A 15,159-nucleotide genomic window follows, 5' to 3' on the forward strand; every position below is an offset into this window, starting at 1 on the left:
ACAAAATCAAAAAGTAAGTGATACTTTCTTCATCGTTAATTCAGACTTGTCAGTTGGAATCTTGATCCTGATTAGGAAAACAAAGCAATTCCTGAACCACTTCTGACGGAGAACTCCCCTTTGAATGCTGAAAAATCATCGACAGCTGCTCTTCGGACAAGCCCTGCCCATCCAGAGAAACGCAATAATCAGACGGCGAGATAATCAGCAAAGGTGCCTTTGAAAATGCATCGGCATCCGCAAGGTAACCCAGCAACTCATGGAGCGGCAGATCACTGATTTCAGAATCACAGATCATTAGCTGATAGGGATTCTGGAGCGCCGCCTCAAGAAAACAGATACCGGTATCAACAAACTCCAGGTCAAGCCCCACCAAAAGCTGCTCCAATTCAGGGCAACAATCATCCACTGAATCCCGCGAACTAAGAACCAGAACCCTCTGGTTAGCTGAAGCATGACCAATCAAACCTGAAACTTCTTCATCCGCCTCTTTAGCTGCAGGCAGGCACAGAGAGAAACATGTGCCCTCTCCCTTAACACTGGAAACATCGAGACTTCCTTTCATCAGCTCTGCAAGTTGTCGGGTAATCACCAGCCCCATCCCCGCGCCTTCAATCTCACTGTTTTCAGCATGCAGACGGTTGAAGGATTCAAAAAGATGAGACAACTCCTCTTCCGACATGCCGACGCCGGTATCCCTGACATCCAGACAAACCTTTCCATCAACCTCAGGATGAATCAGGACTGCTACAGAACCCTGGGGTTTGTTGTATTTAATCGCATTGGACAACAGGTTGAGAATAATCTGCCTCAAACGCCCTTCATCAGCATAAACCTCAGCATCAGGCTGACCATTAGCATCAATCTCAATAACGATCCCCCTTGCTGCCGCCAATTGATGTGTCACCGAACAACACTCTTCCAACAAGTTCTTCAATGAAACCTGTTCTGGCTGCAGATCAATCCGCCCTGCTTCGATCCGCTCCAGATCCAGAACTTCGTTAATAAGACTCATCAGGTGACCACCGGCAGTCTGGATTTCGCCGATAAATCCTTTTTGCTCTTCATTCGAAATCAGATCCGAAAGCAACCCTGTAAAGCCCAGAATCGCATTCATCGGAGTTCTTAATTCATGGCTGACACGGGATAAAAATTCGGTTTTTGCCCTACTGGCTTTTTCCGCGGAATCTTTCGCCCGGATCAACTGTTGCTGAGCGGCAACAATACGGGCATCGCTATCAATTGCCGCAATCAGATTCGAGCAAGTGGTAAACATCGGCTGCAGGAAGCTCACCAACTCCTGATCATAACCATTCTGACGGTTAGCAATACCGATCATGCCCACCAACTGCTCTCCTTTCATCAGAGGGACCCCCATAAAGGATTTCATGACCGGATGCCCGTGCGGCAGCCCTTTGGCACGAGAGTCTGAAGCTGGGTCGTTACTGATAACCAACTCTCCGGTCTTCAGCGAATATCCGAATAAGGTCTCCAGATTGTGGAATTCCATGCCATCGTTACGGGTCTTCTGATAGAGCGCCTGCGTCTCCTCATCCCATGAGATATCCGTAATACTGTAGGTTTTCAGATAGGGTGCTCCATCGGCTTTGAACAGCGCCTGACCGATAAAACCGTATTCACTTTCGGTAAGACTTAAAACCTCATCAAGCAACGTCGTGAAGATCTGCCGGCGATCATCACCAGCGAAGTAGCGCAGTTGAGAGGTATAAATAGAAGCCAACAACTGGTGATGCCGTTTAAGGCTTTTCTGGGTTTCCAAGCGCTCAGTAACATCGGTATAAACCCCAAGCATACCCAGCGTTGTATGATCCTGATCCTGAATCGGAAGGCGATTAATCTCGATATAACGCAGCTTGCCGTTATTCATATAGTAGCGACCGCTACCACTGACGATCGGTAAACCCGATTCAACAACCGCCCGGTCAAGACGCTCAACCAACGCGGCCTGCTCTTTGTTAACGTAGATATCTTTTTCCGTCTTGCCGATGATCGCTTCCTCTGGCAGCTCAACATCTTCACAAAACTTACGGTTTACCCCGGCAATAGTCAGATTGGTATTCTTCCAGTACACACCAATCGGTATCGTATCCAACACCAGACGCAGCATATTTCGCGTGGCAAGAAGCGCCTTTTCTCCTGCCTTACGCTCGGTAATACGCTGAATATGGCCAATAATGCGATTAACCGAACCCTGCTCCTGCAGGGGCGTCCCCTGAATCAGTAACCACTCCATCTGATGCAGGTCACCCTCAATCCGGCACTCAATGGAAAATGACTCACGCGAACCGATAGACGCATGTATCGCACGATTTAATTCTGAGCGGTCATCAGCCTGCAGACGACTGAAGAAGATACCCAAACCAACAGGACTTCGGTCCGTCTCAAGACCATTCAGGCGAAGCGCCATCTCTGTCGCTGTCACCTGATCTGTGCGAACCTCCCACTCCCAGGTGCCAATAAACGCAAATGACTGACTCATCTCAAGTCGCTTCTGGGCATTCAGCAAAGAAACTTCAGAGGCTTTTTGCTCACTGATATCCCGCACGATAACGGTAAAGAAGGAGGCGCGACTGGTTTGCGTCTGAGATATGGATACTGTCACCGGAAAAGTACGGCGATCCGCACGAATCCCGGTCGCCTCAATCGCCTGCCCACTGACACTGGCCAGATAATCGGCGGTCAAACGCTCCCGACCTTCCAGCCAGATAGAGTCTTCCAGCAGATGCCCAACCAGTTTGTCCTGCAAGCAACCGAAAATACGGGCGGTAGCAGGATTACCACTCAAAATGACACCACGGCTGTCTACGGTAAAAATGGCATCCCATGCAGTATCAATAATTGCCCGGTGCTTGGCTTCACGGTCAGCGATTTCGAGCGTATTGCTCTCATGCATGCTCTGAAGCTCTTCAGTAAGCGCTTCTCGGGCTAGCTGCTCTTCACGGCTCCGGGAAGCGGCCCAATAAGAAAGGATAAAAAAGAAACTGAGACTGATCAGGATAACCAGTCCTAAAAAGCTGAGGAAAATCCACTGCATCTTACGCAGAAGTTTCAGACCTTCTTCGGCAGACTGCTCCATCGCCAGCCCCATCTGGAATTGTGTATCCCAGATCCAACCTCCAATCTTTTGCTCATGATCTCGCCCGGAAAAAGGCTCGCGAACATAGAGTTCGAAATTCTTGCTGCCGATTTTGGCGGCCAGAGGTGTCTTTTCATGACTGGTTGCTGTGCCCTCAGCCAACTCACCCAACAGAGTTCCACCAGAAGCTTCAACTGAAGGCAAAACCTCCTGATGATCGCTTCTGCCCGGCGTCAGCATGATGCCTTCACGGTTAAAAGCGTAAGCTTCGCCGGTTTCTGAAAATGCCGACTTACGAAACACCTGATTAAAGCTCACCGTGGGATCGACTTCAAAAACCAACACCGCAACCGGCTTGCTTGAGGAGTCCTTTACCGCCGCCGCCACATAAACAGAAGCTTCATCCTGCCCCATCAACCTTACCGGATGAGTAATTACCGCCAGCCCACCCCAGGCTTGTTTCAACAGGTAAGGAAAGGCCATCAACGGAGTGGTTAAACCAAGGCGTTCCGGGTCATCACTGGCAAGAATCGTATTTCCGGGTCCAATCAGATAAAAGTGCCTGATTTCAGGATCCGAGATAACAGGGCGCAGGTAATCCCCTAAGGCGAACTGGCTCAGCTTTTTAAGGGATTCCCCCTGACCTTCGGTGATCACACGGACATGGCGGTTCAGCTCTGGCTGACGCGCCCAGGAATAGACATAGCTTCTTTTGGACCGCCCCCAGGCAGAAAGACTCTGGTGAAGCGTGCCGATCTGACTTTTCAGATTCTGCTCAACCCGCTCATAGTAGAGGGATTGCAGGTGACTATAACTACTGTACGCCGTGATGCTCAACAGGCCGCAGACCAGCAGCAACGCATAGAACTTAGTCCATGGAATATTAAAAGTGAACTTTGACAAAATTCAGTCCTTGTTGGCCCAGCCCAAACACCCCTGAAATCGTTCGGCACACACAGGTATAAATTAATCATAGGGCAGATACACGGGAATTGTAGCCTATTAAGCAACACCCAAGAAGTCATTGAAATATAACTTATCTTTCGGATTTTATGAGGATATTGTGAAAGACAGGAAATGATTGAAATGTCATCCTGCTGTCACAGCATTGTTACATTCAATCCTTAGTTTAATGATCCATATCAAGTTCTGACTGCACATCAGAGATAAAAAATCAAACGACCACATGGATCTGAAACATGAGCAATTTTGAACAGCAGGATGATCTGAACCATCCGGTAACCGACACACCGGAATTTACCCGAATTATTGAAGAAGGCCTAAGTCGCCGTCAGTTTATGGGCGGCGCTGCCCTGCTTGGCTTGGGCACTCTGGCCGCAGGCTGCACACCACTGGGCATGAGTTCTGGTTCGGCCAGTTCAAAAGCGATGAGCCCTGAAATTGGCTTTAAAGCGATCCCGGCTTCTACTGCGGACACCATCACAGTTCCTGATGGCTACCGCTGGGAACGCCTGATCTCCTGGGGCGACCCTCTGTTCTCAGACGCAGCAGAGTTTATCAATGGCGGCAAAAACAACGCCTATGATCAGGAACGTCAATTTGGCGATAACAACGATGGCATGAGCTTTTTTCCGCTGTCGGAAGATCGCGCCATCATGGCGATCAACAACGAATACACCAACTATGAGTACCTGTTCCCGCATCAGGGTAAACAGATGACCCCTAGCGATGTTCGCAAAGCACAGGCAGCACACGGAGTTTCTGTGTTTGAAATCCGCAAGGTCAACGGCAGCTGGAAAGTGGTTAAAGACAGCCGCTTCAACCGTCGTATCCATGCCAATACGCCAATGGAGCTGACCGGCCCTGCAGCTGGCAGCAATCTGCTGAAAACATCTGCTGATCCATCCGGCACCAAAGTTCTCGGCACTTTTAACAACTGCGCCAACGGCCAAACCCCATGGGGTACTTACCTGACCTGCGAAGAAAACTTTAACGGTTATTTTGGTAGTGATTCATCCGTTGATCTGGGATCCGATGCGAAACGTTATGGCATCGGTGCTAAAGACGCGGGTTATCAGTGGCACAAACACGACAGCCGCTTTGATTTGTCACTTAACCCACAGGAACCTAACCGACACGGCTGGGTTGTTGAAATTGATCCGCAAAATCCGGACAGCAAACCGAAGAAACGCACCGCACTGGGCCGCTTCAAGCATGAAAATGCAGCACTAACCATCAATAAGGATGGCTATGTTGTGGTGTATCTGGGCGATGATCAACGGGGCGAACACCTTTATAAGTTTGTCTCGAAGAACCGCTATAACCCGGATAATCAGGCTGCCAACCGTGATCTTCTGGAAGAAGGCACGCTGTATGTTGCCCGCTTTGATGCCGAGCCGGGCAAAGTTGCCGGTCGCGGCGAATGGCTTGAGCTGACCTTTGGTAAAAACGGCCTGACTCCGGAAAACGGTTTTGCCGACCAGGCCGAAGTACTGGTATTTGCCCGCCGAGCGGCCACACAGGTTGGTGCAACCACTATGGATCGCCCGGAATGGGTTGCAGTCCATCCATCAGGACAACAGGTTTTCTGCACCCTGACCAACAACAAGAACCGTGGTAAAGAAGGCCAGCCGATTGGCGGCCCTAACCCTCGCGCGAAAAATAACTACGGCCAGATCGTTCGCTGGCAGCCTGAAAACAATGATCACACAGCATCCGGCTTTAACTGGGATCTGTTCGTGATGGCGGGCAACCCGGAAGTTCATGGCGACACCGCTTATGGCGGCTCAGCAAACATCAATAAGGACAACATGTTCAACAGTCCTGATGGACTGGGTTTTGATGCCGCAGGACGCCTCTGGATTCAGACCGATGGCAAATACTCAAACAAGGGTGATTTTGCCGGTATGGGGAACAACCAAATGCTGTGCGCAGACCCTGCAAGTGGTGAGATTCGCCGTTTCCTGACAGGCCCTGTTGCCTGCGAGATTACCGGCCTTGCATTTACACCAGACTATCGCACACTCTTTGTCGGCGTTCAGCACCCTGGGGAAGATCTGCAACCCTCTCACTTCCCGGATGGTGGCCAGAATACACCCCGCTCATCGGTCATTATGATCCAGCGTGAAGACGGCGGAATTATCGGCACTTAAGTCAAAACTTTAGTCCATTCAATACCTCTCAAGGGCAGCTTTAAGCTGCCCTTTTTAGTATTCTTCCTCTATATTTGTCAGTGGCCGCCCCGTGCAGCTACAAAAAAAAGCAGTTAGAATAAAAAAAATACACCTAATTATAATTATGAACGTAATCAACAGATTACGGTCGAACCACCCCATAAATGGCAAGTAACTATCGATCAATCAGACCTTTGACGATTGAACAACAAGATGGACAAAACAGGAGCTACCCTTGTTGAATGACCTGATCTGGATACCACTGTTACCCTTATTGGGAACCCTGGTACCACTCTTTGCATCGAGGTTTAGCCGCAGTGCGTGCGCTTTCCTTACTGCAGGCCTTCCCGCCCTTGCTTTAGTTCTGGTTTTACAGCTTGCGCCTCAGGTGTTTGAAGGTGAAACCGTTCGCCAAAGCTTCGGCTGGATTCCTCAGATGGGACTTGAGCTTGCGTTCCGTTTAGATGGTTTGGCACTGCTCTTTACCTTGCTGATTTTGGGGATAGGTTTACTGGTCGTGCTTTACGCACGCTATTACCTGTCGGAAAAAGATTCGATGGGTAAGTTCTACGCTTATCTGATTCTCTTTATGTTCGCCATGCTCGGCGTGGTGATGTCAGACAACCTGATCCAGCTATGGATGTTCTGGGAACTGACCAGTATCAGCTCCTTCCTGCTGATCAGCTTCTGGGGGCACAAGACCGAAGCCCGCAAAGGTGCCCGTATGGCACTGACCATTACTGGTGCCGGTGGCCTGGCTTTGCTGGCGGGCGTTCTGCTGATCGGTAACGTTGTCGGCAGTTACAGCCTGCATGATGTTCTGGCCAGTGGCGATCTGATCCGCGAACATGCGGCTTACCCGGTTATTCTTGTTCTGGTTCTGCTGGGCGCGTTCACCAAATCTGCTCAGTTCCCGTTCCACTTCTGGCTGCCACATGCTATGGCGGCACCAACCCCGGTTAGTGCATACCTGCACTCAGCAACCATGGTTAAGGCGGGTATCTTCCTGATGGCCCGTATGTATCCGGTACTTTCCGGTACAGAGCTGTGGTTCCTGATTGTAAGCATGACAGGCCTGGCGACACTGCTTCTCGGTGCCTACGTTGCCCTGTTCAAACATGACCTGAAAGGCCTACTGGCTTACTCAACCGTCAGTCATCTGGGTCTGATCACCTTGTTGCTGGGCATGGGTACGGAGCTTGCTGCAGTCGCAGCCCTGTTCCACATCATTAACCACGCAACCTTTAAAGCGTCACTCTTTATGGCTGCGGGTATCATTGATCACGAATCCGGCTCGCGGGATATGCGTCAGCTGAACGGTTTGTGGAAATACATGCCGTACACCGCGACATTGGCGATGGTTGCTGCTGCAGCAATGGCCGGTGTGCCACTGCTTAACGGCTTCCTGTCGAAAGAGATGTTCTTCGCAGAAACTCTGCATCAGGATTCTCTGGGTTCTCTGTCTTGGATGGTTCCCGTCTTTGCAACACTGGGCGGTGTTTTCTCTGTCGCCTACTCATTGCGCTTTATTCACGATGTATTCTTCAACGGCGAGCCGATCAATCTGCCAAAAACGCCTCATGAGCCACCGCGCTACATGCGGGTTCCGGTCGAGATTCTGGTTGCGCTGTGCCTGTTAGTGGGTGTTCTGCCGACCTTTGTAATCGGTGATCTGCTTTACACAGCGTCTGCGGCAACTCTGCAGGGTGCTGTACCTGAGTACAGTCTGGCGATCTGGCACGGCTTTAACTTCCCGCTGTTGATGAGCTTTATTGCACTGGCTGGTGGTATTGCGGTTTATGTTAATCGTAAGGAACTGTTCCAGTTCCAGGCTCAGTTCCCTGAGAACGATCCGAAACTGGTCTTCGAAGCTATCATTCAGATGATCCATAAGCAGATTACCCGCTTTATGGAACTGGCAGAGAACGGCTCACTTCAGCGTTACAGCTATATGATGCTGAGCCTGGCCATGGTCATGATGGCCAAGCCTCTGCTGGATCTGAACGCAACCGCAGGCCATCGCCCGCAAATCCCGGTTGATGCGATCTCCATCACGGGTGCTGTCCTGCTGGCAATCGGCGCGCTGGCAACTGTGATCTGGAACCGTCAACGTATGGTGGCCCTGGTAGCGCTTTCCGTTGTTGGTTTGATCGTATCTCTGATGTTCGCTAAGTTCTCAGCACCGGATCTGGCACTGACGCAGCTGGCTGTGGAAGTGGTAACCGTAATCCTGCTGATGTTGGCACTTTTCTTCCTGCCGCAGACCACGCCAAAAGAGTCCTCGCCCAAGCGTGTAGCTCGTGATCTGGGTATTGCTGCTGTAATCGGCGGTGTCATCGGTACCATCAGCTACGCCATGATGACCCGTCCGCTGGAAAGTATCTCTACCTTCTTCCTGGAAAACAGTAAGACCGGTGGCGGCGGTACCAACGTGGTGAACGTGATTCTGGTGGACTTCCGTGGCTTCGATACGCTGGGCGAGATCACCGTATTGGGTATTGCGGCACTGGGTATCTTCAAACTGATCGCCCGTATGCGCCTTTATATGCCTGCCAGTGATGGTGATGGCCGTCCATGGTCGAAAGACAGCCACCCTCTGATGCTGTCGGTGGTTTCTCAGAGCCTTCTGCCTCTGGCGCTGCTGGTATCCGCTTATATCTTCCTGCGTGGTCACAACATGCCGGGCGGTGGCTTTATTGCCGGTCTGATCACCTCTGTAGCCATTATTCAGCAGTACATTGCTCACGGTGTTGACTGGATCAAAGCCCGTATGAAGCTGGATTATCAACTGATGATCGGCAGCGGTATCACCATTGCGGCTCTGACAGGTCTGGGCAGCTGGTTCTTTGACCGTCCGTTCCTGACCTCCTGGTTTGATCACTTCCATCTGCCTCTGGTGGGCGAATTTGAGCTGGCAAGCGCCATGCTGTTCGACCTCGGGGTATATCTGACCGTTGTAGGGGCAACCATGCTGATTCTGGCAAACCTCGGTAAATTGACGACCAGTGAACGTCCTGTACTGAAGGAGCACGATTAATAATGGAAGGACTATACGCTTTCTGCGTAGGCCTGCTGACGGCCTGCGGTATTTTCTTAGCCCTTCGCGGACGGACTTTCCCCGTGGTTGTGGGCCTGACACTGCTTTCTTATGCAGTTAACCTGTTCCTGTTTGCCAGCGGCCGCCTGAAACTGAATGCGGCTGCGGTTCTGGGACAGTCCGAGCAATACAGTGATCCACTGCCTCAGGCACTGGTTCTGACTGCGATCGTAATTGGTTTTGCAATGACAGCCTTTGTTGTAATTCTGGCAATGCGTGCCCGGGCCGATCTGGGTAACGACCACGTGGATGGCCGCCTGCCTGAAGCGCCTAAGCCACGTCTTCCTCGTCGTACGGGGGGACAATAATGCAGCATCTGGCTATTCTTCCGATTCTGATCCCTCTATTTACCGGTGCACTGCTTCTGCTGCCACCGTTTAAAGACATTCTGAATCGTCAGCGCGGACTGGCTCTGGTTTCTGTCACCGCACAGATTATCTTTGCCGCCATGCTACTGATGACCGCAGCAACTGAAGGCACCCAGATGTATGTTCTGGGTGACTGGCAGCCGCCTTTCGGCATCGTTCTGGTGGCTGATCGTCTGTCTACTATGCTGGTGCTGCTGACTTCAGTGCTTTGTGCCGGTGCATTGCTTTACGCCTGTGCCGGTCAGGACAAAGGCGGTCAGTACTTCCACCCTCTGTTTATGTTCCAGGTGATGGGGATCAACGGTGCGTTTCTGACCGGCGACATCTTCAACCTGTTCGTATTCTTCGAAGTTCTGCTGATCGCATCCTACGCCCTGCTGGTTCACGGTGGTGGTAAACAGAAGACTCAGGCGGCGGTTCACTATGTGATTCTGAACCTGATCGGTTCCAGCCTGTTCCTGTTTGGTCTGGGTATTCTGTACGGCACGCTGGGCACCCTGAATATCGCTGATATGGCAATTCAGGTACGTCATCTGGGTGAAGCAGAAGCGATTCTGGCCAAAGCCGGTGGTTTGTTGCTGCTGTTGGTATTTGGCCTGAAAGCAGCCCTTCTACCACTGCACTTCTGGCTACCGCGCACCTACTCGTCCGCTTCAGCCCCTGTTGCAGCCCTCTTCGCTATTATGACCAAGGTTGGTATCTACAGTATCTTCCGCGTTCATACGCTGATCTTTGGCGAAGAGGCGAATCTGCTGGCAGATATCGCACTGCCTTGGCTCTGGCCAATGGCGATGGGCACTCTGGCAATCGGTACTCTGGGTGTTTTCGCAAGTCCGACACTGCGTGTTATGACCGCGAACCTTGTGGTGATCTCAGCAGGTACTCTGCTGATTGCTGCAGCACTTCAGTCCGAGAAAGCAACCTCTGCAGCACTGTACTACATGTTGCACAGTACGCTGGTTACCGGTGCACTCTTCCTGATTGCAGATCTGATCTCCCGTCAGCGTGGTAAAGCGGAAGACCGTTTCGTGAAATCCCGTGCGATGGCTCAGCCTAAGCTACTGGGTTTTGCCTTTGTGATTGCCGCTCTGGCTATTATCGGTCTGCCGCCACTGTCTGGTTTTGTTGGCAAGGTTCTGATCATGCGTGCTGCTGAATCAACCGCTGAGATCATCTGGATCTGGCCGCTGATTCTGGTAAGCAGTCTGATGGGGCTGGTTGCTATCTCCCGTGCAGGTACCACCCTGTTCTGGCGTGTCACCACCGCACCATCCAGTGATGATAAAGCACATCCCTTTGAGATTGCGGGTATTGCGCTGCTGCTGGCCGCTTCACCGCTGCTGGTGATCTTTGGTGGTTTTGTCACTGAGTTTACCGCCGATGCCGCCCAGCAACTGCACGATCTGACCCAATCCGTAAATGCTCTTCTGCCTGAAAGCACCCTACATACCGGAGGCGATCACTAATGTTTACGGTAAGAGAATCCCGTTTTCTGCCGATGCCATTTCACAGCCTCCTGCTGTTGGTGGTTTGGCTGCTGCTGAATAACACACTGGCCTTTGGCCATATCCTGCTGGCTCTTTTCTTTGGCTGGTCGATCCCGAAACTGGTGTCCATCCTGAAGCACGGACACCCGACCATCAAAAAGCCCTGGCTGACAGTACGCTACTTCTTCATGGTGATGATGGACATCATCGTTGCCAATATCGAAGTTGCCATGATGGTGCTTGGCCCACTGAAAAAACTACAGCCGGGCTTTGTCGCCATTCCACTGGATATCACCTCTGATCTTGGAGTGACGCTGCTGGCCAGTACTATTTCCCTGACCCCGGGTACGGTCAGTGCCGAAATCTCTGAAGATCGAAAATGGCTCTACGTTCACGCATTGCACATGGATGATCCTCAGGAGCTGATCGATCAGGCCAAGAAGCGTTATGAAGCACCGCTGAAGGAGATTCTGGGATGTTAAGTTGGGCTATTAATTTTACCGCTGCGATGATCTGTATAGCGCTGATCCTCAACCTGTGGCGAATGGTTCAGGGCCCAAGCATTCAGGATCGCATTCTGGCACTGGATACCATGTGCATTAACAGTATTGCGCTGATCATTCTGTACGGCATCAACATGGGTACGGGTCTTTATTTTGAGGCAGCACTGCTGATTGCGATGATGGGCTTTGTAAGTACATCCGCACTGTGCAAATACCTGCTGCGTGGCGACCTGATCGAATAAGAAAGATCAGCACCCTAACCCTAATGCAATAAGCAGGAGCCGGGCTCCTGCTCTGAAAATTTAAGGTGAAATATGGAAACCTGGCTGGAGGGCATTGTCGCCCTCATCCTAGTATTCGGAGGCGCTTTCCTGCTGATCGGCTCGATCGGTCTGGTTCGTCTGCCTGATATCTATACCCGCCTGCATGGGCCTACCAAGGCAACAACACTGGGCATTGCAAGTTTACTGCTGGTTTCGGCAGTGGTATCCAGTGTTCTGCAGGGAACAATCTCTGTGCATGAATTGCTGATCACACTCTTCCTGCTGATCACAGCACCTGTTTCGGCCAATATGATCGCCAAAACTGCAATGCACCATGATCTGCCCGCTTGGAAACGTACTCAGGGTCAGGAACTGATCGAGCCTGCCAGCCGTCAGGCTGCTCCTGATGATCATCAGGAAGAACGCGACACCAAGCTACCTTAGGTGCCGTTCCTCCACTCTGTTGCAGAACAGAGCTGATCATCAAACAAAAATAACCCCGCAAGTTACGGCTTGCGGGGTTATTTTTTGCCTGTTTTAAACGCAACCATAGACCTGACAGTCAGATTAAGGCAAAATCCAATTCATACACACGTTTGAAACACTGATTTGTTTGTAGATCTGTCAGTATCGGCCGTCTTGCCAGAAACCCTCTTCCGGCACCAAAGATCCGTTACGCGTCTCAAAATCAACCTGAAGCAACTATGCTCTGATTCACAGGCTAATCCTGAACAAGCCCTGAATCTCAGTTCGTTATGAGATGAATTTCAACGAGCCAAAAGCTATAGGTTGCACTGACTGATACAGGTGAAAGTTAAAATGCAAAATAATGTTGTGATCAGCGGTGCTGGTCTTTGGAATCCGGAAAACAGCATCAGCAACGAAGAGCTGGTGGAAAGCTACAACGCCTATGCAGCGCTTTACAACGAGCGTCACGCTACAGAAATTGAAGCGGGTGAGCTAACAGCAAAGCCCTTCTCAAGCGCTGAATTTATCGAGAAAGCCTCCGGCATCAAATCCCGCTACGCGTTTGTTAAAGAAGGTATTCTGGATCCCGAGCGTATGCGCCCGGTTCTTGAAGAACGCTCCGATGAAGAGCTGTCTCATCAGGCAGAAATGGCAGTAAACGCAGCCAAAATTGCTCTGAAAGAAGCAAACAAAACAGCAGACCAGATCGATGCCGTAATCGTGTCCTGCGCCTACACTCAACGCTCCTACCCAGCTATCGCCATTGAAGTTCAGCATGCACTGGGCATTGAAGGTTTTGGCTTTGATATGCTGGTAGCCTGCTCAGCAGCCACTTTTGCTCTACACCGCGCCTATGAGATGGTTGCCGCAGGGACGGCCAAAGCCGTTCTCGTGATCAATCCAGAGCTGACCTCACCTCAGGTGAACTATATGGATCGTGACAGTCACTTTATCTTTGGTGACGTAGCCACAGCGACCATTCTGGAGCAGGAAAGCAGCTGCAATTCAGAGCACGCTTACCGAATTCTGGGCGTTAAAGCACAAACCAGCTACTCCAATAATATCCGTTCAAACTTCGGTTATCTGTCCCGCGTAACCGATGTAGACCCGTACTCTGCAGACAAGCTGTTTCACCAGAACGGCCGTAAAGTGTTTAAAGAAGTATGCCCGATGGCAGCTCAGCACATTACTGATCACGTTGCAGCAACTGGCAACGACAATAGTGATATCCGCCGCTGGTGGTTGCATCAGGCGAATATCAATATGAACACCCTGATCGGTAAAAAATTGATGGGACGCGATCCATCTGCTGATGAAGCCCCTATCGTGCTGGACCAATACGCCAATACCGCATCTGCGGGTTCTCTGATCGCCTTCAACAAGAACCACAAGGATCTGGTGAAAGGTGATAAAGGTGTTATCTGTTCCTTTGGTGCCGGTTACTCCATTGGTAGTCTGGTGATTGAAAAGCTTTAAGCCGTTCATCCGGACGCTCTTAGCATCAACAAAAAAACCGCCATTAAGGCGGTTTTTTATGCAATATTCTTCATTACCTGAACGATTAGCGATCCCGGCTTTTGCTCTTTTCGAACTCAGATACCAGTTTATAAAAGCCAAAAGCGACCATCAGAATACCGATAGCAGCAAAGCCATTCGTCAGCTGAGAAACAAACTCATCACGGCTTATCGCCAACTCTTCTTTGTAAACCAGAGGTGCAAACAGGGTCGCCATAAAGAAGGGGGTAAAGTAAAGAAACATCCCTACAGCGGACAGGCTGATCCAGAAATTTCTGCGAACAAACAGAAGCACCATCGTAATCAGCAGCAAATAAAAAGACACGTCTTCAAGCATACGCATCAGAAGTGTTTCAGCAGAATAATCCATATTTATCTTCCCCAACCCCGTTGTTCAGAATCATCAGACTTATCCCTTGATGACAAGCGATCAGCACTCTCACCCTCTGGGCGGCTGCGGTTTATTCGACTCTCAAAAAGGTCTCGGTTACGCTGAAACTGAGGCGGCAGACTTGAAGCAGGAGGCGCGGACACAGGTTTACGGGCTTCCAACTTCGCCTTAAGAATGGAAGCCTGACTGAGAATCGCATAGCCACACATCACAACACCGATGTAGCGCAGATAATCAATAATTGGCAGATAACTCAGCAGTTCGTAGTCATACATCAGGTCTTTGGAAGCGAAGACAACGGTGTAGATATAGTGAGGCGCTCCCATCAGAAACAAGCCGATAAAAAGCGTTTTACCCTTCTCACTTTTAGCCCGAAACAGCAGCAGATACGCTGCAACCAGAAGTGCATAAAGGGCGGGGTCGTTAGCAAGGGCCTTCGCCACTGCTTCCTGCACACTGCCATCCATAGAAATTCCTTTGCATTTATAAAGCTTTAAAGATGAAACTGAGTTACCGAAACAGTCACCCAGTTTTTTAGAGCAAACAATTTAAGAACAAACCGAGCCTTCTGTCCAAAAATTAAGTCTTCGTTGAATTAATTATCGCCCCTCAAGCTTTAAAACAGAAAAGTCATCCGGAGAACTGGTTCACAAGCTTCCAATCACTTACAAATCGATACATTCCGCCAAAAGCTATCCGGCCAAACGGCACAGAACCAGAAAAACCTTCCGCAGCCCCTTTAAAATGTACTTTATAAGCGGGATATAAATTGCCATTCAGAAAACAGACCAATAAAAACAGCGAGTTAGCCCACAGTAGAGTGATTGCACCATATC

11 protein-coding genes are annotated in these 15,159 nt (G+C 50.5%); 8 read left to right on the top strand and 3 right to left on the bottom strand.

Annotated features, from left to right (window positions below):
* Positions 1-49: 49 nt before the first annotated feature.
* On the bottom strand, positions 50-4,000 hold the full coding sequence (locus BV405_RS03380; protein WP_086479422.1) for a PAS domain S-box protein: 3,951 nt from the start codon (positions 3,998-4,000) through the stop codon (positions 50-52).
* A gap of 296 nt (positions 4,001-4,296) precedes the next feature.
* On the opposite strand from BV405_RS03380, the gene BV405_RS03385 reads away from it, so the two are divergent.
* From BV405_RS03385 to BV405_RS03420, 8 genes are all read left to right on the top strand, one after another.
* Positions 4,297-6,210, top strand: coding sequence for a PhoX family protein (locus BV405_RS03385; protein WP_086479423.1), 1,914 nt, complete (start codon positions 4,297-4,299; stop codon positions 6,208-6,210).
* A 259-nt stretch (positions 6,211-6,469) separates the two neighbouring features.
* Complete coding sequence (locus tag BV405_RS03390; protein WP_086479512.1) at positions 6,470-9,268, top strand: monovalent cation/H+ antiporter subunit A; 2,799 nt, start codon at positions 6,470-6,472, stop codon at positions 9,266-9,268.
* Between the two features lie 2 nt (positions 9,269-9,270).
* On the top strand, positions 9,271-9,636 hold the full coding sequence (locus BV405_RS03395; RefSeq protein ID WP_086479424.1) for a Na+/H+ antiporter subunit C: 366 nt from the start codon (positions 9,271-9,273) through the stop codon (positions 9,634-9,636).
* Positions 9,636-11,162 (top strand): monovalent cation/H+ antiporter subunit D, encoded by a 1,527-nt coding sequence (locus BV405_RS03400; protein ID WP_086479425.1) that lies wholly within the window; start codon positions 9,636-9,638, stop codon positions 11,160-11,162. The genes BV405_RS03395 and BV405_RS03400 overlap by 1 nt, the downstream gene beginning before the upstream one ends.
* Positions 11,162-11,665, top strand: a complete 504-nt coding sequence (locus BV405_RS03405) for a Na+/H+ antiporter subunit E (RefSeq protein WP_086479426.1) — start codon at positions 11,162-11,164, stop codon at positions 11,663-11,665. Before BV405_RS03400 ends, BV405_RS03405 begins: the two co-directional genes overlap by 1 nt.
* Positions 11,659-11,928, top strand: coding sequence for a K+/H+ antiporter subunit F (locus BV405_RS03410; RefSeq protein WP_086479427.1), 270 nt, complete (start codon positions 11,659-11,661; stop codon positions 11,926-11,928). Before BV405_RS03405 ends, BV405_RS03410 begins: the two co-directional genes overlap by 7 nt.
* Before the next feature lie 72 nt (positions 11,929-12,000).
* Entirely contained in the window at positions 12,001-12,393 is a 393-nt protein-coding gene (locus BV405_RS03415) for a Na+/H+ antiporter subunit G (RefSeq protein WP_086479428.1), read from the top strand.
* A 375-nt stretch (positions 12,394-12,768) separates the two neighbouring features.
* Positions 12,769-13,893, top strand: a complete 1,125-nt coding sequence (locus BV405_RS03420) for a beta-ketoacyl-ACP synthase III (RefSeq protein ID WP_086479429.1) — start codon at positions 12,769-12,771, stop codon at positions 13,891-13,893.
* A gap of 85 nt (positions 13,894-13,978) precedes the next feature.
* Here BV405_RS03420 and BV405_RS03425 read toward each other — a convergent pair whose 3' ends face one another.
* Together BV405_RS03425 and BV405_RS03430 are read right to left on the bottom strand one after the other, a co-directional pair.
* Entirely contained in the window at positions 13,979-14,302 is a 324-nt protein-coding gene (locus BV405_RS03425; RefSeq protein ID WP_086479430.1) for a hypothetical protein, read from the bottom strand.
* A gap of 2 nt (positions 14,303-14,304) precedes the next feature.
* Positions 14,305-14,790: a hypothetical protein gene (locus tag BV405_RS03430; RefSeq protein ID WP_086479431.1), complete on the bottom strand. Its 486-nt coding sequence runs from the start codon at positions 14,788-14,790 to the stop codon at positions 14,305-14,307.
* Positions 14,791-15,159 lie beyond the last annotated feature (369 nt).

This window comes from Oceanospirillum sanctuarii (assembly GCF_002150805.1).
Classification (GTDB): domain Bacteria; phylum Pseudomonadota; class Gammaproteobacteria; order Pseudomonadales; family Halomonadaceae; genus Oceanospirillum; species Oceanospirillum sanctuarii.

Coding starts and splice junctions, on each gene's coding strand:
- BV405_RS03410 (WP_086479427.1), top strand. CDS start 11,659: ATGTTAAGTTGGGCTATTAATTTTACCGCTGCGATGATCTGTATAGCG.
- BV405_RS03425 (WP_086479430.1), bottom strand. CDS start 14,302: ATGGATTATTCTGCTGAAACACTTCTGATGCGTATGCTTGAAGACGTG.
- BV405_RS03395 (WP_086479424.1), top strand. CDS start 9,271: ATGGAAGGACTATACGCTTTCTGCGTAGGCCTGCTGACGGCCTGCGGT.
- BV405_RS03405 (WP_086479426.1), top strand. CDS start 11,162: ATGTTTACGGTAAGAGAATCCCGTTTTCTGCCGATGCCATTTCACAGC.
- BV405_RS03420 (WP_086479429.1), top strand. CDS start 12,769: ATGCAAAATAATGTTGTGATCAGCGGTGCTGGTCTTTGGAATCCGGAA.
- BV405_RS03430 (WP_086479431.1), bottom strand. CDS start 14,790: ATGGATGGCAGTGTGCAGGAAGCAGTGGCGAAGGCCCTTGCTAACGAC.
- BV405_RS03385 (WP_086479423.1), top strand. CDS start 4,297: ATGAGCAATTTTGAACAGCAGGATGATCTGAACCATCCGGTAACCGAC.
- BV405_RS03400 (WP_086479425.1), top strand. CDS start 9,636: ATGCAGCATCTGGCTATTCTTCCGATTCTGATCCCTCTATTTACCGGT.
- BV405_RS03415 (WP_086479428.1), top strand. CDS start 12,001: ATGGAAACCTGGCTGGAGGGCATTGTCGCCCTCATCCTAGTATTCGGA.